Genomic DNA, 18,791 nt, shown 5'->3' with positions numbered 1-18,791 from the left:
ATTTTTCCCGTCCGCTAATCTCGGGAGCGGCGCATCCCGATGTAAAGGCCAGCAGAGCAATGCAGAAGGCAAAGGAGAACTTCACGTCCGCATTGTGACCTCTCCCGGGAATGCCTGCAATGGGTCGTTTGCTGACGCGCCCCTAAGAGTGGAAAGCGGATGTTGCTTTGGCCCCCCGCTTGGCTGCGGATAATGGCGGTTTCCATCGTCGCGTGCTGCTCTAACCAGACGAGTGGCTTGATGGCGTGTCGCTTGATGAACCCTCGCGAGCGCCGCTATTCCTGATAGCGCACTGAGCTGACCCAGATCGTGCGCATCGGCTTGCCGTCGGCATCGAGCGCCGGCTCGAAGCGGGCCCTTCGGACAATCGCGGCGCAGGTCGCCTGGCCGAACTCGTCGGGCACGTCGAGATCGGTATAGCAGGCGGCGACTTTGCCGTGCTCGTCGACGATCAGGCGCAGGTTCAACTGTGCGGGCTTGTATTGCCGCAGCTGCGACCCGCGAAGATCGTCCGCAGTCAGCCAGAGGCTCGGACTCTTCGCAGGAGTGGCCTGGCGGGACATCGTGCGCAGCCTTTGCGGGTCGATGTTCCAGTGCTTCATCAGGTCGGCGGTGCAGGCCTGCAGCGCACGGATTGGTTCCTCCATCGGCCCCAGTTCGATGACCGGATCGCCGCTGACCCCCTCGATGAATTGAAGCCGGTCGATGGCGGCGGCCACCGCCAGTTCAGGATCGTCCGATGGCCGGAACGGGTTCCTGCCGGCCTTGTCGCTAAATTTCGGCAACGGCTCGACGAGCAGCGGCGCGGACCACAGGAGGAATGAGTCGCGTCCATCCGCCAGCCACGACTCGTAAACGTCGGATGTCTGCGACTGGGCTTGCGCGCCGTAGCGAATCCGCGCGATCGTGGTGTCGGGATGCAAGAGCTTCAGACCGGCGACCCCCAGGCGAATCTGCGGTCCGGGGGCGAAGCGCTCGAAGGCCAGGGTGATGCGCTCGGTGCCGTCTGAAAAGTCGCGGATCAGCCGGCAGCTCTGCTCGCCGTAGTCGATCGCCCACGGCCCGCTCGGCTCGAGCGGTGGAGCATCTTTCACTGCCGCGCTCCCCGCCGTTAGCGAGGCGAGCATGACGATCCCGGCCGCCGAGACAAGCAGGCGCCGGCCTCGTGCCGTCTTGGAAAGGCGGAAATGCATTCGCCTGGCCCCCAAACGATAACGACCCTAGCATTTGAGGTCGTGTCCGCAATGGGTCGTGTGCGGCTGGTCTGCTAAGGGGTGGAAAGCGGACGTCGTTAGCTTCTGTCGACCGGCGGGCGCGAGAGCCGAGCAATCACAAAGAATACGCCAACCAACATAACCGACGCAGAAAGGATCAGACCCAGACTACCCAACGGTCCGCCGATGAAGTCCGTCGCTGCGGCTAACGCCAATCCAGAATAGAAGACTAAGGCAGGGAGACCCATCTTCCGGAATAATGAGCTTCCGCGGATGTGCTCAATCAAAACCGCCAAGCCGCATAGGGTGGCCGCTAAAATGATGGCGGCCCTGGCATCAGCTCCGAGAGCCAAGCATAGTTCGAAGCATACGACCACGATTATCGACACCAGCGTAAAGCCGACGAAGTTCTTACGGTAGGTGGTCATCAATCGTGTTCACCCCCAACAGACGTTGCTGCAACTTAATCAACGAAGACGGCCCTCGCAACGGGCGGCGACGGAATGTCGGGAATGGGTCGAAAACAGACCGTCAGCAAACGATCCATTGCGGACATTGGCGTAGCGGTCAGCGGAACCGGCGAAGTCGAGCGAGAAGAATGGCGGAGTTGATGGTTGCGTGACCAACCAGACGATTGATGGCGGAGACTGCAATGATGAACAGGAGTGCGCGTCCCGTTATGCCCGACCATGGCTTGCCAAACGGAAGGGCGACAAGCCAACCAATGAATAGCGCCCAAGCGGCGACAGCGAGCGCGAGGCGGGCGCCAACCCAATGCAAAAGCACCGGTGAACCTCGCAGTTCTTCTCCTCTGCGACGAGCGAAAGCCACGCGGCCAATTACGACGAGGCAGGCCCAAACGATGATTACCCCGAGGCTCAGCAAGCCCCAGATTGGCAATGACAGCCTAACACCATCGGTGAGATAACCGACGCAAAGTGCCGTGACTGTCGCGAGCGCGCCACCCCATGCGGTGTCGGCGTCCAGCTTCTTTTGAATGCCAGCGTCTACCGCCATTCGCCTTGGCCCTCCTGAACGACCGTCCAGAACGGTAGTGTTCGTAACGTCCGCTTTCCACCCATTGCAGACGTTCAGTGGCGGCGATTAGTTGCCTTTCTTCCGCCGGCCGCGGCGCTGGCCCGGCTTTCGGCCGAGGCCAATCTTCATGGCAAGCTCGCGGCGCTTGTCGGCGTAATCGGGGGCGACCATCGGGTAGTCCGAGGCGAGACCCCAGCGGGCGCGATATTCGTCGGGCGTCAGACCGTGATCGGTCATCAGGTGACGCTTGAGCATCTTCATCTTCTTGCCGTCTTCCAGGCAGACGATGTGGTCGCGCTTGATCGACGAACGGACGGACACCGCGGGATCGGGCCGCGCTTCGGGGATTGGTCCTGTGCCGCCGAGACCCGACAGCGTCTCGTATATACTGGCGATCAAGGAGGACACGTCAGCGATCGGAACCTTATTGTTGCTCACATGAGCCGCAACAATGTCGGAGGTCATGGCGATCAAGTTGTCGTTGGTTTGAATTCGCTCCGCCATGCTTGTCTCCTCTCGACCGGTCGACCCTTGCTTCGGAGCTAGTACTTATTCAAGTGTGGTCAAGCGCAGGATCAGCGAATGTCTGCTTTCGACCATCCCGAACATTCAGCCCGGACGAACCGAGCGGCCAATTTGCGCCCGCAAGCCGCCGATGGCGGTCCAGCAGCAGACGAGAGTAGCCCCCGGACGTGGCCGTTTAGCAGTCCTTAACCATGTGCCAGCACGAAGGAGCCTGGAAGGGAGCTCCCCATGGCCCTCGAAGCGCACAAGGCCTTTATTGAAACGTCCAGAGATGCACGAGGACGCATTCGCCACAGTTTGCATCTCGAAGTTGGCACTCGGACCTCCGGTTCTTTGTCGCACGGAACTACAGTTCATAACATCTCCGAGTCCGGGATCTTGCTTGAGACGAGCGCAAGCTTGGCCATCGGAGATGTCGTCGAAGTGGATCTGCCGCATATCGGACTCAGATCCGCGCGGGTCATGTGGACAAGTGATCAACTGCTCGGCTGCAAGTTTGATGATCCGCTGTCGACTGCGGGCGTGAGCGCGGCGCGACTGAGCGGGACCTTCCCCTCGCTCCTGCCCGATACGTCATTGCAAGTCCCTAAAGCTGCGCCAGTTCATGCAGAGCAGTTGAGCACACCGCCTGTCGTTGGCCTTGGCGAGCTGTCACCCAGGACCAAACTGGCCATCATGCTTGGCCTCGCCGTTCTCGCTTGGGTGCTGCTAGGTGCGTTCGCTTATTGGGTCCTCTCCTAGACTGATGGCGTCCGGTTGGCTCTGTCAGAGCAAATGCACTGGCTGGTAAGGAGTTGAGGGCAGGGCCGGGCCATGCCTCGCCCGAAGAAGCCTCATAGCCCGTTCCGCTACTTCAACTCCTCGCCGGGCTCTGTCAGAGCAAATGCACCGGCTGGTAAGGTGTTGAGGGCAGGGCGGGGGAATGCCTCGTCCGAAGAAGCCTCATAGCCCGTTCCGCTACTTCAACTCCTCGCCGGAAGTGATCCGGCTGGTGGTGATGATGTACGTGCGTTTCCCCTTGAGCTTGAGGAACGTGGAGGACCTCCTGTCCGAACGCGGCATCGACATCTGCCACGAGACGGTGCGGCACTGGTGGAACCGGTTCGGTCCGCTGTTTGCCGCCGACGTGCGCCGGCAGCGGGTGAGCCGGATGAGAGGCTTTCGCCAGTGGCGCTGGCACCTCGACGAGATGTACGTGAAGCTGAATGGCGAGATGGTCTATCTGTGGCGTGCGGTCGACCAGGAAGGCGAGATCCTCGAGAGCTACGTCACCAAGACGAGGGACAAGGCAGCTGCCTTGAAGTTCATCAAGAAGGCGCTCAAGCGCCATGGGTCACCTGAAGCGATCACCACCGACGGGCTGCGCTCGTACAAGGCGGCGATGAGCGAGCTCGGCAATGCCGACAAGCAGGAGATCGGCCGCTGGGCCAACAACCGGGTGGAGAACAGTCACCTGCCGTTCCGACGACGAGAGCGGGCGATGCTGCGGTTCCGGCAGATGAAGAGCCTGCAGAAGTTCGCCTCGCTCCACGCCAATGTCCACAACCACTTCAACCTGGAACGCCACCTCGTCGACAGAGAAACCTACAAGACCCGCCGCTCGGCCGCCCTGGCCGAGTGGCAGAACCTTATGGCCTGAGGCATGCCGGGGAAGGGGAGAGCTCTGTCGATCGGAGACAACTTGCGATTAGACTGACAGCACCCGGCATTGAGCTCACGGCTGGCGGCGAGTTTATAGTCGCGCTCTTCCGAGACGCTCCGTTCGCCTCTTAAGCCGTCGGGCATGAATTCGAGGAAGCGGGCGATGGCGCCGTCCATGCCGATGTAGTTGGGCTCGAGCTTGCCAGCTTCATTGCGCAGCCTAGAGACGAGCCGGTCTTCGATCTCATCGCTGAGTATCTCGCCGCGCTCGCCGCCTATGATCACGGCGCCTTCAAACCCTCCGTCCTTCGCCGGCTGCCAGCGCAAAGTAGCCTTCCCATAGGCTTGCGATTTCGTAGCCATCGACGTCCCCTGCCTTATCCGGAACGATCCTGATCAAGTGACCGCAATATGCAAGAGGCAGACAGTGCTTGGAGCAAAGCCGTCAATTGATGTTAATGTCGCACGGACCCGTCGAATGGCCGGTTTCCTCGGTCCGGCCCGTTTAGCCGGGTTGCTTTTCGGCCGACCCTTGTTGACGTAACTCACTCGCTGGGGAGGATCTCCCATCCTTCCTTCTCTAAATGCACGGCTAAGCGATCGACAACATTTCCCTCCCAAAACCAGTCACTCGGAGCTGGCGCTTCGGCAATCGCTCTTGAAGTGATCATCTGGCGCGTCCAGCCAGCACATATATCCAGGTCGTCACATCACCGAGGCCTGAAGGCCCAGAATTCTGCCAGACTCTTACTCCCTCAAATCCCGTTTCGGCCCCGAAAAGGCGACGGGCTGATGTCACAGTTAGATTGGTGTATCGTCTGCCGCGCCTGTCGATAGTATCGGAGGCACCCCTCTTGAAGCTAGCGAACAGCCAGCCGCCTGGCTTCAAGGCGCGGCTAAGCTTCCGTAGCGCCTGAGGAAGATCCTGACGAGCTACATGAAGCAGCGATGCGAAACACCAAATCCCGTCGTAGCGCGCGAGCGGCGAAGGCCAATTTTCGAAACGCTGGACTTCCACATGGACGCCAGTCAGCTTGGTCGCGAGGTCAGCCAATTGAGCTGAGGCGTCAAACGCCTCTACGCGAAACCCACGCTGAAGAAATGCTAGGATGTCGCGGCCGGATCCGCAGCCAGCGTCAAGCACAAGCCCACCTGAGGGAAGGCGATTAAGCAGCAGTGGGTAGAGCGCAGATAGGTCATTCGATCGCGTGGCCCGATCGTAATCGTCCGCGTTCGAGTCATAGAACGCGACAGTCGCATCCTGGGGCGCAGTCAAACTCGAAACTAGGTCGACTTCGGGGTCAGCCATCTTGGAATCCAGTAAGCGAAGAGCGTCACTATGACCAATGCGCAGACGACGATAAGGATTCCCCACCAAACGCAAAATGCCTCACTCGGCCAAAAAAGGACGAACGCCGCAGCCCAAGACAGTACTCCGCCTGCGATGATGAGCAGAGAATACATCGAAATCATCGAATATTCTCGAAACCAGGGTAGCGACGGTGTGCGTTCGGTCCACCATATACCCTCGAAACGGCGCACGCGTTCGAGGTAATCTCCCATTACATCTCGAATTCGTATTGCGATGCAAACGAGCGTAAAATTGCATAGGCCTGCAAAGATCAGTAACGCCCATCGCGCGAGGTGTTCGAGAGTTGGATCAAGGCCTGGACCGTAATTGGCGACCACTACGGCTACGTACCAGAAGCCACCCGTAAGCGTGACAGCGAAGGCGGGAAGTCGGTTCATCTGATCATTCAGGTGGCGGAACTGCGCGAAATTCTGCTCGAACACAGCCTTGGCGAACTCAAACTCCGCGCCCTCAGGAGGGCTCCAGGACACCGGATTTTGAGATGATAGCGTTTGTTCAGTCACATCTTTGTCTCCGAACAAGTGCCTGTGAGTCCTGATGCGCTAGCGCGCCGACTATTTGCTCAACTGCGGCTGTAATGAATTCGACCGCCTGGCGCACGTCGTGATCGTCGCTAAATCGACCTAACGAGAAACGAACACCCTGCCCGGCCACTGCGGCGGGTTGTCCGATCGCTTCGAGGACATGGGAGTAATGGGTGTGACCGCTCGTGCAGGCAGACCCTGTCGCTGCGCATACCTGCGGTTGCAGCCGCGCCAACAGATCGTCCGCATCGATGCCGTCGAAGCGCACATGAAGGTTGCCCGGGTGTCGTTTTGGCGGGGCGGCAGTCAGCTTGACGCTAGCAACAGTTTCTCCAAGCAGCTGGGCGAAATCATCCCTAAGCCGAGCTACCCATTCCCGTTCGGCGGCGCCCTCGTCAGTGAGGATTGCAAAGGCTTCAGCAAAGCCGGCACAAAGATGCGTGGGGAGAGTGCCGGGCCGTAGGCCAAGTTCCTGTCCACCTCCGAACATGAGTGGCCGTGGTCTCCACGGTGCCGCCGCGGAGATATAGAGCGCGCCGATCCCTTTCGGGCCGTAGATCTTGTGGCTGGAGAAGCTTGCCGCATCGACACCGAGCTCTCCGATATCGATGTCCATCGCAGTCGGCGCTTGAGTGGCATCCGTATGGACGAAGGCTCCGGCCGCAGTTGAGAGTCGAACGATCTCGTCAAGCGGTTGGATCGTACCAATTTCATTGTTGACCAGCATCACCGACACGACGGCAACGTCGTCGCTGAGCCGTACCCGTAATTCCGCCGGATCGATTAGGCCGCAGCCATCGACGGGCAAAAGTTCGATCGAAAATCCAGAGCGTTGGGCCGCGAACGCCGCTTCCAGCACTGCCTTATGCTCGGTCGCGCCGACGAGGATTCGTCGACGGCTTTCAGGAGCCCCCAAGGCTGCGCCAAGCACACCGATATTGTCTGCTTCCGTCGCGCCGGACGTAAAAATAAGTTCGTCAGGGCCGCAGCCGATCGCTTTCGCAATCGTTGCCCGCGCTTGCTCGACGCGCTCGCGCGCTTGCCACCCGGCGCTGTGACTTTCGGAGCTTGGATTGGCGAAGTCGTGCTCCATCGCCTCGATCATCACCGCCTTCACCCGTGGATCAACCGGCGTCGACGCTTGATTGTCGAGATAGATGCCCATTATCCCCTACTTGCCTCCTGGTCACCGAGACCAGGCGGTTGACATAGCCGGGGGTGCGGAGGCATTCAACTGGAACCGTTCTCCAGTGAGGTTGCATGGCTCGCAGCATTATCGACAGCTTCGAAGAGAAGTTGCACTTCGCGGGCCACGAGACGTTTCCGCTGCGGTATGGCTGGCTAAAGAAGGCATACGATGCCGTCCTGCGCGAAGAAGAAGCAGGTGGAGTGCCCGGTTCAATATTTAACGACGAAAGGGCAATTGCCGAATTCGGCGTCGGACGGAACATGGTTCTTTCGATGAAGCATTGGGCGCTCGCAACCGCTGTTCTTATAGCCGAAGATGTCCCTGGAGAGCGTAATACTAAAATTTCCACCGGCCTTGTTGGTCATCTTCTATTTGGTGAAAGCCTAGATCCCTACTTAGAGCACCCCGGATCGTTGTGGCTCTTGCATTGGATGCTTGCATCGCGGCCCGGTCGGGCGACGGCATGGCACTGGGCGTTCAACGAATTTCACGAACCCAGTTTCGACCGAGAGCTCTTGCGCCGGCGACTGATGCAGCGTTGCGACGAGCTGTTCGAGTCCGGTCGACTTGGAAAGGGGCGCGCTACCAGCGGGTCAACCATTAAGCGCGACGTCGAGTGTCTCATCCGGACATACTATTCGGGATCGAAGGGCTCTCGGCGTGCGCCGGAAGATAGCATCGAATGCCCGCTCGCCGAGCTTGGTCTGATCCAAATGGCTGGCGTGGGGGAGCTGTACCGGTTCCGCCGAGGGCCGAAGGCTTCGTTGCCGGATGAGGTGTTTCTGTTCGCGGTTCTGGAATTCTGGAAGAATCTTTTCCCCGAACGCCGCTCCTTTTCGGTCGAGTTTCTGACATTCGAGAGGGGTTCGCCCGGCCAGGTTTTCCTGCTCGATGAAGAGGCGGTTGCCGACCGTCTTGCGCGGCTGGAGCCGCTTTCCGAGGGGATGCTGCGTTGGGACGAATCGTCGGGCATGCGGCAGCTCTACATGCACAACGCCGAGCAGCTAGATAGGTGGGACGTCCTGCGTGAGATGTACCGGCGCGACATGCAGGCGCTCGCTGCGTGACCGCCACGCTCTCTGACATCGTCAAGGTCTCCCGCCGCTTCACGCGTTCGATTCGTGTCGACACTGACATTGGTGATCCGGCTGCGTTGGAGGGGTACGTATGCCCTCATTCTGCAATCGAAGCGCTTCTATCTATGTCCCGTCATCGTGAGGCGACCGGGCACAGCGCGTTTACCTGGACGGGGCCTTACGGGAGCGGAAAGTCCAGCTTGGCGGTGGCGTTGGCCGCACTGCTGCAGAGTGACCGGACGAACATCGCGAGGGCCTTCGCTCACGGATCGGCCCCGGATGAGATCGCTGAGCTCGTCGGTCATTTCCGTGAAGGACTCGCTCCTTGGAGTGTTGTCCCGGTCGTTGGTCAACGAGCCGAGGCCGAAGCCTCAATCGCAGATGCTATCAAGCGGTACGTTGCGCGCCCTGTGCGGCGCCTCAAGGACGAAGCGTTTGCTAGCTGGGTGGGCCGTGTGGCGGCCCAAGCTACGGGACCTGGTCTGGCGCTCATCATCGATGAGATGGGCAAATTCCTCGAGCATGCGGCGCTGGAGCAAGGCGACATCCACGTATTCCAAGAACTGGCCGAAATTGCGTCCCGCAGCGAGGGGCGCCTGCTCGTCGTCGGCATTCTGCACCAGGCCTTCGATGAGTATGCTCAACGCCTTTCTCGAGACAGTCGGGACGAGTGGCTTAAGATCCAAGGGCGGTACCTTGATCTGCCGGTAAATCTCGGGGCCGACGAGCAAATTGACTTGATTGGCCGGGCTATCGAATCTTCCCGAAAACCCGAAGTCGACGACAGCGCTCGGCTTGTCGCTTCAGAGATGCGGAGTGGTCGAGAGGGCGACAGCGAGCGCTTAGCGGCACGGCTTGCCGACTGTTGGCCACTCCACCCGTTGACGGCGAGTTTGTTGGGCCCGATTTCGCGTCGGCGATTCGGCCAGAGCCAGCGGAGCATTTTCGGATTTCTGACTTCTGCGGAGCCATTTGGCTTCCAGGAGTTTTTGGCAGCGACCGAGAACGGCCGCGCGCGCTTCAATCCTGATCAATTGTGGGATTACCTTCGGGCTAATCTGGAATCGGCCATTCTTGCCTCGCCGGACGGCCACCGCTGGTCAACCGCAGTCGACGCAATCGAGCGATGCGAGATCCGGGGCGGCACCAGAGAGCATCTTGCGGCGGTGAAGACCATCGCTCTTCTCGACCTTTTCAAGGATAGGTCAGGTCTGCAACCCACCCCAGAGATCGTGAGCGAGGCGATTGGCGTAGAGTCTGAAGCGCGGTGGAAGCTGCTCGCCAATGACTTGGTCAAATGGTCCATTGTGGTGTTCCGCAAGCATAGCGGCGCGTTTGCGATCTACGCCGGCAGTGATTTCGATATCGAGGCTGCGCTGGATGAGGCTCGCTCCAGAGGCGTTGGAACTGACTTCAAGCGCCTGGAAGAGCAGCCGGCGTTGAGCCCGGTGCTCGCAAAGAGACACTACGAGCGCACCGGAGCTTTGCGATGGTTCGAAGTGGGAATCGCCCCGCTCGAGGATGCCGAGGAGCGGGTGCGTACATACGCTCCGGCACCAGGCTCCGCGGGGCTATTCCTGATTCTGGTCAGCACGAATGAGGAGACCAAGGCCGTTGCGAAACGGATCGCACGGTCTGCGGTTGCCAATGCGGGCGATCATCTAGTGATGGTTGGATGGACCAGGGACAGCTATCGCCTACGCGAATTGACAGCCGATCTGGCTGCGCTCGAGCATGTTCGTGGGAATCGCCCCGAACTCAACGGAGATGCAGTCGCGAGGCGTGAGATCGATGCGCGAATCGCGCGACTTTCGGCCGATCTGGACGATCAATTGCGCGATGCGATTGATCGGGTCGATTGGAATGGTCCCGCTGACGACTTGGTCGATGCTCTTGAAGGCGGAGGTCCAGCGGGCCTGAGCCTTCTTGCGTCTAAGCTGGCTGACTGGCGTTTTCCTCACACGCCCAAGCTCCACAACGAACTCATCAATCGCACGAAGCCGTCGTCTAATGCTGTCGCTGCAACCCGCGCCCTTTTGCATGCGATGGTTGAAAGACGCGGCGACGAACGGCTTGGATTCGATGGCTTCCCCCCTGAGGCCGGCCTGTTCGTCAGCTTGCTCGTGTCGACCGACCTATACGCAACCGATGAACCGGGCACTTATGCCTTCAAGGCCCCAGCCCCCAGCGACGAATACTGTTTGTATCCGATGTGGCAAGCGGCCGATGCAACCCTTCAAAATTCCGAGTCCGGGCTGTCATTTAGCGAACTCTACGGTCTCTGGCGAAAGCCTCCCTTCGGAGTCCGTGATGGTCTTTTGCCGGTGCTTGGATTGGCTTACGTTCTGACGAGGATAGCACGAACCTCGCTCTATCTTGACGGCGTATTCAGGCCGCAGCTCGACACGTTCTTTGTCGATCGGTTGCTGCAAGATCCCAGTGCAGTCCGTTTTCGTGACGTTGAAATCACTACCTTACATGTCGCCGTTGTATCGGAACTCGCGAGCAAGCTTCGCCGAGACGAACTTGTCGAGCCAACTGCTCTCGAAGTCGCCAGGGTGTTGGTCGCGAGAGTGGGATCGTTGCCGATTTGGACCCAACGCACTGGTATGGTGTCCGAGAACGCGATCGCCTTGCGCCAGCTCGGCCTTAAGTCTCACGATCCGAACAAGCTGCTCTTCGAAGACATTCCGAGCAAGTTTGGTGAGGACCTTGGCGCCGTACCCGACGCTGCGGTCGCTGCCCTAGCCGAATTGGAATCGGCCTATCCAAAGATGCTCGCCGATCTGGCAGCGACCCTGCTCAGCGAGTTGCGCTGCAATCCGGCCGAGGACGTAGAGTACCAAATGCTTCATGCTCGGTGCGAGACGGTGAGGGGTCTTTCTGGCAACTTTCGGCTCGATGCCCTTGCGACCCGCTTGGCGGGCTTCACAGGTGAGCAAGAGCAAATCGAAGGGATTGCCAGTCTGGCGGCGAACAAACCCGCGCGAGACTGGGTGGACCGTGACATCGACGCTGCAAAAATCGAACTTGCCGCTCTTGCCCAGCAGTTCCTGCGGGCTGAGGGCTTGGCTCACCTAAAAGGTCGGGGCGATCGGCAAACCAGTTTTGCTGTCTACATCAGCGATCCGAGCTATCCGGCTCCGGCGTCTCCATTTGTCGAACTTAGCGAGCACGAGCGCGAGCGTGCAGACGCGCTCGCTGAGGAGATCCAGAAGCTGATCGATACTTCGGCGGTACCTCCGACCATTGCGATCGGGGCCATCGCGCGTTTGGGCCTCATCCTCGCCGACGAGCTTAAGGAAGCCAACGCGCAGCCACGGGTAGCCGCCGCATGAATGAGCGGCATGTTCTAGGGATCTCAGGCGGCCGCGACAGTGCCGCGCTGGCTGTCTACATGCGCCAGACTGCGCCCGAACTCGACATCGAATACTTCTTTACCGACACAGGAAAGGAACTCCCCGAAGTCTACGAATTCCTCGGCCGGCTCGAGGGCTTCTTAGGCAAGCCAATTCTGCGCCTTAATCCGGACAGAGATTTCGATTTTTGGCTGCAGGAATACAAAAACTTCCTGCCGTCGCCCCAGACCCGGTGGTGTACGAGACAACTCAAGATCAAGCCGTTCGAGGCTTGGCTGAAACCTTCCTTGGCGAGAGGTGAGCGCATTAACAGCTACGTCGCCATTCGCGCTGACGAGGATTACCGAGAGGGTTACATCTCGGGCCAGGAGAGCCTGAAAATCCATCTGCCGTTCAGGGCAGCCGGGATCGACAAGGCTGGCGTCTCGGAGATTCTCCACGCCGCGGGGTTGGGCCTTCCAGACTATTATCGCTGGCGGTCACGAAGCGGCTGCACCTTCTGCTTTTATCAGCAGAAGATCGAGTGGGCCCGCCTCCTCGACGAACACCCCGAAGCTTTCGAAGAAGCCAAGCGATACGAGAAGAATGCCCTCGAGCATGGTTCGCCCTTCACCTGGAGCCACGGCGAGTCGCTCGTAGAGCTCTCAAGGCCCGAGCGTCTTGCGCAGATCAGGAGGGATCATGAGAAGCGGATCGAGCGCCTACGTGCTCGACGTCCTATTAATGCACTGACTAGCGCGGATTCCATCGACAACGATGAGGTCTATGGTGCAGGTAAGCTCTGCATAACATGTCATAAGTAGCTAATCTCGCTGGCGATGACTTAGTGGGACTAAGCGCGGGGCGGGAATGGGCGATCCAGGTCAGTCAGCGACAATAACGGCGGCCGATCGCGGCCTCCCGTTCGATCGTTTGCTCGATCGAGCGCCGATACGACTGGTTCGGGAGATCGTCGGCGCGCCATTGATCGCCCTCCTTGAACTGCTCGATCCCGCTCTCGTCGATGACGATCGACTGCGTCGATTGGCGCGCGAAACCGCCGATCCTGCGGCACTGCTTTGCGACGCAGGTTTGCGCCGGCAGTTGATTGAGGCATTGCCGATCGCCAAAGCACGGGAGCTCGCCGCATGTTTTGCAGTCTTAGACGAGCCGCTCACCACGCTCTTTCCTCGGCTCACCGCAGAGATCGCACGCGAAGGCGAGCTGACGCAGCTGTTTGGCTTCTTCGGTGTTGCGCCGGATGAGCGCGCGACGGGGAGGCTCCGTGCATCGACGGCCGTGGTCGAAGCCGGTTATCCGCTGTTCGACTACCAGCGGCGGGCGGCCGTCAAGGTCATTGCCAACCTCGAGCAGCATCCTCGTCGTACCGTGCTGCATATGCCTACCGGCGCGGGTAAGACACGTACCGCCATGCACATTGTGTGCGCGCATCTCCGCGACCATGGTCCAACTCTGGTCACGTGGCTGGCGGCGAGCCCGGAGTTGCTCGATCAAGCGGCAGACGAGTTCGAGCGAGCGTGGGAAAGCTTGGGCGATCGTCCGGTCTCGCTGGTCAAAAATTGGGGGGCACACCGACCCAGCCTTCATGATGTGCGCGACGGGCTACTCGTCGGAGGCTTCCAAAAACTTCACGCATTGAGCGTGCGCGATCCCAATCGCATTCTGACCTTGGGAGATCGCACGACCCTGACTGTGGTTGACGAGGCGCATCAAGCAATTGCACCCACCTTTCGCGGGGTGATCGATGCTTTAGCCACCAAACATCCGCACGGACGCTTGCTCGGATTGACTGCCACGCCGGGGAGAACGTGGGCTGACGTAGCCGCAGACACGGCACTCAGCGACTTTTTTGGGGGCTCCAAGGTCACCCTAGAAGTTCCGGGGTTCGAGAATCCGGTCGAGTATTTGATGGCCGAAGGTTATCTCGCACGTCCGACCTTCCGCACGCTGAATGCGGAAGCCGGCGTATCACTCGAAGGGGTCGATCTTCAGGATTTGGCCACAGCGCTGGATGTTCCCCAAGCTCTGCTGGAGGCGCTGGGCGAAAGCGAACAACGAAATTTGCAGATCGTTCGCGCAGTTGAAGACCTCGCCACACGGCACGAGCGCATTGTGGTGTTTGCGGCGAGCGTTGAGCATGCAAGGCTCATTCGCTCCGTCCTTAGCGTCCGCGGGATCGAAGCGCATTATGTGACCGGGGACATGGACCGGAGCCCGCGCGAGGCGGCCATTCGCCGCTACAAGGGCAGCGCGTCGCACCCGATCGTCATGTGCAATTTCGGCGTGTTGACCACGGGTTTCGACGCACCCAAGACCAGCGCCGCAGTCATCGCACGACCAACGCGCTCGCTGGTGCTCTATAGTCAGATGGTTGGGCGTGCGACGCGCGGCGTGCGGGCTAAAGGCAATGCTACGGCCGAGATTGTGACGGTGGTCGATCCGGATCTGCCGGGGTTCGGCGACGTGGCTGACGCATTCAAGAACTGGGAGGATGTTTGGAATGACTGACGTGGAGACAGAAGGCGGTGCTCGGCGAAAGATTTTCCCGCCGGAGCTGACGGTACGGGCGCTTCGCGACAGCGGCTACAAAAATACGGCTTATGCGCTGGCGGAGCTGATCGACAATTCGATTCAGGCCGACGCCAGCGAGGTCGAAGTGATCTGCGTCGAGGAGCGCGTTATGCTGCAAGAGCGGCGACGTGCGCGCATCTCCGAAATCGCCGTGATCGATAATGGTGATGGGATGAACGCCGACGTCCTCACAATGGCGCTCGAGTTCGGCAACGGCATGCGACTCCAGGACCGTTCCGGGATTGGCCGATTTGGCATGGGCTTGCCCAATGCTTCCATTTCACAATGCCACCGAGTGGATGTCTGGTCGTGGCAGGCTGGGCCCGACAATGCCGTTCATTCGTATCTGGATGTTCGCGAGATCGAGCAGGGTCTCTATGACGAAGTCCCACCAACCCAAGCTGACCCGGTTCCGGCGGTGTGGCGCGAACGCGCGCGAAGCATCGGCTCCAAAGGCACACTCATAGTATGGTCGAGCCTCGATCCCGCGCGCCTGACCTGGGCCGGCGCGCGGGGCACGCTGCACCACACGGAAATGCTGGTCGGCCGGATCTATCGCAAGTTCATCGACCAAGGACGTGTCGCTATTCGGCTTAAGATCATGTGCGATGGAGACGTTTCCGAGCGCGTGGCGGTTGCCAACGATCCGATTTACCTGATGGCTCAAACTTCGACTCCGGCTCCCTTTGCCGATCAGCCCATGTTCCAACGTTGGGGCGAGGTTGACCACTGTTTCCCCGTAACGATCGACAGTGGCACCCATGAAGTGACAGTTCGGATTTCGTACGCCCGGCCGGAGACGGTCACCTCGGATGGTACCAACCGCGGCAGTACGCCGTACGGCAAGCACGCGGAAAAGAATCTCGGGGTATCGATCGTGCGTGCCGACCGCGAGCTCGATTTGGACGATCAATGGGTCAACTCGTACGATCCCGTGGAGCGCTGGTGGGGCGTCGAGGTCGATTTTCCGCCGGCCCTCGATGAGATCTTCGGTGTTACAAATAACAAGCAGGCCGCTACGCACTTCGCACGAATGGCCAAGTTCGATTGGGAAGAAGAAGCGGAGCAAGGAGAAACTTCGACGGCATTCAAACAGCGACTGCTTGAAGAGGGCGATCCGAGGTATCACCTTATCGACATCGCTAGCTACATTCGTCGTCAACTGAGTGAGGTGCGCAAGCGGCTCGAAGCTCAGACGAAGGGCTCGCGCACTCGCGGCGACCCCCGGCACGAACAGCCGACCACCGACGATCGAGCAACCCGTGCTTTCCGTGATCGCGCCGACCACAAACCTATCGCTTCCGACACGCAAGAACTCGACGACCAATCGAAAGATGCGCTGATCAAGGATCTCGAGAAGAAGCACTACGAGCCGGACATTGCCGCCGAAATGGCGCAGACTGCGCAGGATCGAAAGCGAAAGGTTCTGTTCCTCATCGAGGATTGGGAGGGGCACGCCTTTTTCAAGGTGGAAAGCAAGCCCGGCGGTTTAACTGAGATCGTCTTCAACAGCTCACATCCGGCGTACCGCCGTCTGCTCGAAGTGCTCAGCCCGGAATTTAATGAAGAGGTGAGCGAGGCTGTTTTGCTCAAGCGAGTCGGTGATGCGTCGACTACCTTGCGCATGTTATTTGCCGCCTGGGCGCGCCTCGAAATCGAGGAGATCTCCCGTGACCGACTCGATCGTTTGAAAGACATGCGGCAAGATTGGGGTCAGATGGCGAAAGCCTTTCTTGCCGCCGATGACCTCTGAGATGGCGGGGGCGGGAGACCAGCTGCTCTCACTCCTGAAGGATGCCGCCCACCCGGTGCTCCTTGTCGCCCCTTTCATCAAGCAAGAGGCACTGTCGCGTTTGCTATCAGCAACACCGAGGGAGGTGCCGGTCACGTGCGTGACGCGCTGGCGACCTGACGAGGTGGCTTCCGGTGTATCTGATCTCGAAGTGCTCGACTTACTGGCTGCCCGAGACGGCAGTAAGCTCTTTCTACAGGCGCACCTTCACGCCAAGCTGTTCCGCACGGGTGAACGGCGGCTCGTTGGATCGGCGAATATCACCGGCCGTGCACTTGGGTGGGTGGAGCCTGCAAATTTGGAACTCCTCGTCGCATTGGACGGTCCGCATCCGGAGCTTGAGGCATTTGAGGCCGAGCTGTTCGGTTCGGTGTCGCCAGCGACGCGCGAAGTCCAAGCTGCGGTTGCAGCGGCGGCAACCGCGCTAGCGTCACGTTTTCCAGTCGTGGAGATCCCGGCTCCGGACTGGTCACCTTCAATCGCATCTTCCTTTTGGTTGCCCACCTGCCCACGGCCAGACCTACTTTTCCGGGTTTACGACGGCAGTGTAGGCGACATTCTGTTGTCGAACGCCAAGACGGCAGCGCAACAGGACTTGGCGTTTCTGGAAGCACCCGCCGGTCTGAACGAGGGCGCGTTCACTGCCTTTATCGGCGCGATGCTTCGGCAGGTGCGGTGGATGCAGGAGCTGGATAAGCTTACGACAGACGGTCTGACCGACGACGTAGCGGTTCGGACCATCGCCGCCGCGCTTCCGTCCGATCACGGCTATAGCCCGGAGGCCCTTTGGAATGTGACCAAGGAGTGGTTCGTGTTTTTCTTTCCGGGTCAATATGACCGCGTTCCCGCCGGTGAAATGTTGCGAAAACGCCGCCAATCCATCTGATCATTGGCGGGCCAGGCTATTCTTGCGAGGCCGCTAATCAAGGAGCGGGGCCCGCTCCGCTTCGGGATAAGAGTCTCTAGGGAGGCCGTATTCAGCGAGCAGACGGATGAGCTCCTGTCGACACTCCTCGTACAGGCGGACGGCGCCTCGAGCCGCCAAGAGCTGGGCCTGCACGTCCCTTTTGAGCTGCGAAATGCGCGCGTCCGCTTCAGCGTCCAACGGCTTCTTGGGCTTGGGCTCGCCACCTTGCCCGTTGGTTGATGCGACCACCGGACCGTTGCCGAACCAGCTGTGATCTTGGGGGCCGATCACCGTACCCGCACCATTATAACCGCCGCGTCCCATGCTTTCCTCGTCACCCGTTGGTTTCGTTGCTTGGCTTAGCGGAGCTTCGAAAGTGTGGACCAAAACCGATGCCGCTTTGCCGACGAACGTGCTCGCCACCCTTTGCGCAACTCAGCATCGGCCACGCCGCTAAGGTCCCAATTCTCGGTCATGAACCAACCATTCGCAGCTGCCTCGTCTCGGACCGCTTGCTCATCCGCGTAGAAGCCGATCACCTTTGAATGCGGTTTTTTGATGTGACAAAGCGCGATAGCGCGCCGTCCCTTGCAGTCATTGAAGGCCCAGAGCGAAAACGTCTCTCGTCTTGCCCACCGCGCATCCTCTCTCATTCTGGCTCGGTCAGACTCCGGCGGCCCGTTAGGTGAGCGCAAGCAGATTGCAGAAAGCTCCTTTTCAAACCGTGCGAGCTCGACAACTTCGGCAAGGTTCATCGCCGGCACGTCGCTGCCGTCGTGCACGGCAGCGACCAGGGCATCGATGCGCGCGCGTTCGCGGAGCTCGTTCTTGTAAGCCTCCTGCTCCGCCTTGAGTTCACATAAGGCCTCGGCGTAACCCTTCGTCTTCGCGGCCCGGCCGAACCAGCCGGAGCCGCCATGGATGACGGTTGACCCGCCGAGATAGCTAGTGCGTGCCATGGTGGAGTTGAGGGTAAGGGCAGTTGGATAACAAAGGGCAAAGAGGTTCGAACGTGCGCGCCGTGAGCTCCATCAGCGATTGGGAGCTGTGGGCCTGCGCCCAGCATTATGTCGCCGAGCATGGCGAGGACGCCGGCGTCATGGCGGCATTCCGCTGCGATGAGCTGCTCGACGCCGGCGACCACGAAGGCGCGCGCACTTACCAGGCGATCATTGAGAGGATCACCGAGCTGCTCTACGTTCGCTCGGGGTCAATCCACTAGGCCGGCGGCGTGCAGAACAGAGACCACTGGATGCACATCGAGTTCGCCGTCTTACTGGCGCTGGCGTTGCTGTCGCTCGCCAACGGGTTTGGCTACGCCTGGCGCGCGTGGGCGGCGTGGTTCTAGCGTTTGCGGCGTACGGCCCAGACGAGCGACGACAGGCTGGTAACGAGCGAGGCGAGGGCGGTCAGCCAGAGCGGATTGGTGAGCATGGGCAAGAGCGACTCCATGCGCGACCAGATAACCATATTGGTACGTGTAGGACAGCGAAATATTTCTAGACCGGTTCGTTAGGTCGATAGATTTAACATAAAACCAATTGGCGACAATTACGCCGGGTGGTCCGGAGCGGCGAGACCCC

General features: G+C 59.9%; 18 protein-coding genes. 9 read left to right on the top strand and 9 right to left on the bottom strand.

The genetic code is table 11. The features are described from left to right. Window positions 1–275: 275 nt before the first annotated feature. The 4 genes from G7B69_RS11830 to G7B69_RS11815 all read right to left on the bottom strand — a co-directional run bounded on the left by G7B69_RS11830 (window position 276) and on the right by G7B69_RS11815 (window position 2,756). A complete protein-coding gene (locus G7B69_RS11830; protein WP_166179480.1) occupies window positions 276–1,193 on the bottom strand; it encodes a hypothetical protein in 918 nt (305 codons plus the stop codon). 98 nt (window positions 1,194–1,291) lie between these two features. After that, entirely contained in the window at window positions 1,292–1,642 is a 351-nt protein-coding gene (locus G7B69_RS11825) for a hypothetical protein (protein ID WP_166179478.1), read from the bottom strand. Between the two features lie 139 nt (window positions 1,643–1,781). Then, window positions 1,782–2,231, bottom strand: coding sequence for a hypothetical protein (locus G7B69_RS11820; protein ID WP_166179476.1), 450 nt, complete (start codon window positions 2,229–2,231; stop codon window positions 1,782–1,784). An 87-nt stretch (window positions 2,232–2,318) separates the two neighbouring features. Then, window positions 2,319–2,756 (bottom strand): Ros/MucR family transcriptional regulator, encoded by a 438-nt coding sequence (locus tag G7B69_RS11815; RefSeq protein ID WP_166179474.1) that lies wholly within the window; start codon window positions 2,754–2,756, stop codon window positions 2,319–2,321. Between the two features lie 249 nt (window positions 2,757–3,005). Here G7B69_RS11815 and G7B69_RS11810 point away from each other — a divergent pair, with 249 nt between their 5' ends. Beyond that, complete coding sequence (locus G7B69_RS11810) at window positions 3,006–3,518, top strand: PilZ domain-containing protein (RefSeq protein ID WP_166179472.1); 513 nt, start codon at window positions 3,006–3,008, stop codon at window positions 3,516–3,518. A gap of 181 nt (window positions 3,519–3,699) precedes the next feature. Beyond that, entirely contained in the window at window positions 3,700–4,416 is a 717-nt protein-coding gene (locus G7B69_RS11805; RefSeq protein ID WP_166179470.1) for an IS6 family transposase, read from the top strand. On the opposite strand, the gene G7B69_RS11800 is transcribed toward G7B69_RS11805, so the two are convergent. The 4 genes from G7B69_RS11800 to G7B69_RS11785 form a co-directional block, all read right to left on the bottom strand. After that, a complete protein-coding gene (locus tag G7B69_RS11800; protein ID WP_166179468.1) occupies window positions 4,362–4,745 on the bottom strand; it encodes a hypothetical protein in 384 nt (127 codons plus the stop codon). The two genes, G7B69_RS11805 and G7B69_RS11800, sit on opposite strands and share 55 nt — an antisense overlap. A 340-nt stretch (window positions 4,746–5,085) precedes the next feature. Continuing rightward, the gene (locus G7B69_RS17050; protein WP_166179466.1) at window positions 5,086–5,727 is read right to left on the bottom strand and encodes a class I SAM-dependent methyltransferase; all 642 of its coding nucleotides are present in this window, start codon (window positions 5,725–5,727) and stop codon (window positions 5,086–5,088) included. After that, entirely contained in the window at window positions 5,703–6,293 is a 591-nt protein-coding gene (locus G7B69_RS11790) for a hypothetical protein (protein WP_166179463.1), read from the bottom strand. The genes G7B69_RS17050 and G7B69_RS11790 overlap by 25 nt, the downstream gene beginning before the upstream one ends. Next, the gene (locus G7B69_RS11785) at window positions 6,286–7,479 is read right to left on the bottom strand and encodes a cysteine desulfurase family protein (protein WP_166179461.1); all 1,194 of its coding nucleotides are present in this window, start codon (window positions 7,477–7,479) and stop codon (window positions 6,286–6,288) included. The genes G7B69_RS11790 and G7B69_RS11785 overlap by 8 nt, the downstream gene beginning before the upstream one ends. A gap of 95 nt (window positions 7,480–7,574) precedes the next feature. Between G7B69_RS11785 and G7B69_RS11780 the strand changes: the two genes are divergently transcribed. The 6 genes from G7B69_RS11780 to G7B69_RS11755 are packed head-to-tail and all read left to right on the top strand — an operon-like array spanning window position 7,575 to window position 17,187. Beyond that, a complete protein-coding gene (locus G7B69_RS11780; protein WP_166179458.1) occupies window positions 7,575–8,570 on the top strand; it encodes a DUF4007 family protein in 996 nt (331 codons plus the stop codon). Then, on the top strand, window positions 8,567–11,917 hold the full coding sequence (locus G7B69_RS11775; RefSeq protein WP_166179456.1) for an ATP-binding protein: 3,351 nt from the start codon (window positions 8,567–8,569) through the stop codon (window positions 11,915–11,917). The genes G7B69_RS11780 and G7B69_RS11775 overlap by 4 nt, the downstream gene beginning before the upstream one ends. Then, complete coding sequence (locus G7B69_RS11770) at window positions 11,914–12,741, top strand: phosphoadenosine phosphosulfate reductase domain-containing protein (protein ID WP_166179453.1); 828 nt, start codon at window positions 11,914–11,916, stop codon at window positions 12,739–12,741. The genes G7B69_RS11775 and G7B69_RS11770 overlap by 4 nt, the downstream gene beginning before the upstream one ends. A gap of 46 nt (window positions 12,742–12,787) precedes the next feature. After that, a complete protein-coding gene (locus G7B69_RS11765; protein ID WP_166179451.1) occupies window positions 12,788–14,446 on the top strand; it encodes a DEAD/DEAH box helicase in 1,659 nt (552 codons plus the stop codon). After that, on the top strand, window positions 14,439–16,262 hold the full coding sequence (locus G7B69_RS11760) for an ATP-binding protein (RefSeq protein WP_166179449.1): 1,824 nt from the start codon (window positions 14,439–14,441) through the stop codon (window positions 16,260–16,262). Before G7B69_RS11765 ends, G7B69_RS11760 begins: the two co-directional genes overlap by 8 nt. Then, complete coding sequence (locus tag G7B69_RS11755; protein ID WP_166179447.1) at window positions 16,252–17,187, top strand: phospholipase D family protein; 936 nt, start codon at window positions 16,252–16,254, stop codon at window positions 17,185–17,187. Before G7B69_RS11760 ends, G7B69_RS11755 begins: the two co-directional genes overlap by 11 nt. A 380-nt stretch (window positions 17,188–17,567) precedes the next feature. Here G7B69_RS11755 and G7B69_RS11750 read toward each other — a convergent pair whose 3' ends face one another. Continuing rightward, window positions 17,568–18,167, bottom strand: coding sequence for a RagB/SusD family nutrient uptake outer membrane protein (locus tag G7B69_RS11750; RefSeq protein ID WP_166179445.1), 600 nt, complete (start codon window positions 18,165–18,167; stop codon window positions 17,568–17,570). A gap of 62 nt (window positions 18,168–18,229) precedes the next feature. Here G7B69_RS11750 and G7B69_RS11745 point away from each other — a divergent pair, with 62 nt between their 5' ends. Then, window positions 18,230–18,430, top strand: coding sequence for a DUF6961 family protein (locus tag G7B69_RS11745; RefSeq protein ID WP_243415148.1), 201 nt, complete (start codon window positions 18,230–18,232; stop codon window positions 18,428–18,430). Window positions 18,431–18,791 lie beyond the last annotated feature (361 nt).

This window comes from Croceibacterium segetis, from assembly GCF_011320115.1.
Classification (GTDB): Bacteria; Pseudomonadota; Alphaproteobacteria; order Sphingomonadales; family Sphingomonadaceae; genus Croceibacterium_B; species Croceibacterium_B segetis.
This window is presented reverse-complemented; position numbering and strand designations above follow the sequence as displayed.

Bases quoted from the DNA above. Each gene is read 5' to 3' on its own strand.
- G7B69_RS11830 (WP_166179480.1), bottom strand. From the start codon at position 1,193: ATGCATTTCCGCCTTTCCAAGACGGCACGAGGCCGGCGCCTGCTTGTC.
- G7B69_RS11825 (WP_166179478.1), bottom strand. From the start codon at position 1,642: ATGACCACCTACCGTAAGAACTTCGTCGGCTTTACGCTGGTGTCGATA.
- G7B69_RS11820 (WP_166179476.1), bottom strand. From the start codon at position 2,231: ATGGCGGTAGACGCTGGCATTCAAAAGAAGCTGGACGCCGACACCGCA.
- G7B69_RS11815 (WP_166179474.1), bottom strand. From the start codon at position 2,756: ATGGCGGAGCGAATTCAAACCAACGACAACTTGATCGCCATGACCTCC.
- G7B69_RS11810 (WP_166179472.1), top strand. From the start codon at position 3,006: ATGGCCCTCGAAGCGCACAAGGCCTTTATTGAAACGTCCAGAGATGCA.
- G7B69_RS11805 (WP_166179470.1), top strand. From the start codon at position 3,700: ATGCCTCGTCCGAAGAAGCCTCATAGCCCGTTCCGCTACTTCAACTCC.
- G7B69_RS17050 (WP_166179466.1), bottom strand. From the start codon at position 5,727: ATGGCTGACCCCGAAGTCGACCTAGTTTCGAGTTTGACTGCGCCCCAG.
- G7B69_RS11785 (WP_166179461.1), bottom strand. From the start codon at position 7,479: ATGGGCATCTATCTCGACAATCAAGCGTCGACGCCGGTTGATCCACGG.
- G7B69_RS11780 (WP_166179458.1), top strand. From the start codon at position 7,575: ATGGCTCGCAGCATTATCGACAGCTTCGAAGAGAAGTTGCACTTCGCG.
- G7B69_RS11770 (WP_166179453.1), top strand. From the start codon at position 11,914: ATGAATGAGCGGCATGTTCTAGGGATCTCAGGCGGCCGCGACAGTGCC.
- G7B69_RS11765 (WP_166179451.1), top strand. From the start codon at position 12,788: ATGGGCGATCCAGGTCAGTCAGCGACAATAACGGCGGCCGATCGCGGC.
- G7B69_RS11760 (WP_166179449.1), top strand. From the start codon at position 14,439: ATGACTGACGTGGAGACAGAAGGCGGTGCTCGGCGAAAGATTTTCCCG.
- G7B69_RS11755 (WP_166179447.1), top strand. From the start codon at position 16,252: ATGACCTCTGAGATGGCGGGGGCGGGAGACCAGCTGCTCTCACTCCTG.
- G7B69_RS11750 (WP_166179445.1), bottom strand. From the start codon at position 18,167: ATGGCACGCACTAGCTATCTCGGCGGGTCAACCGTCATCCATGGCGGC.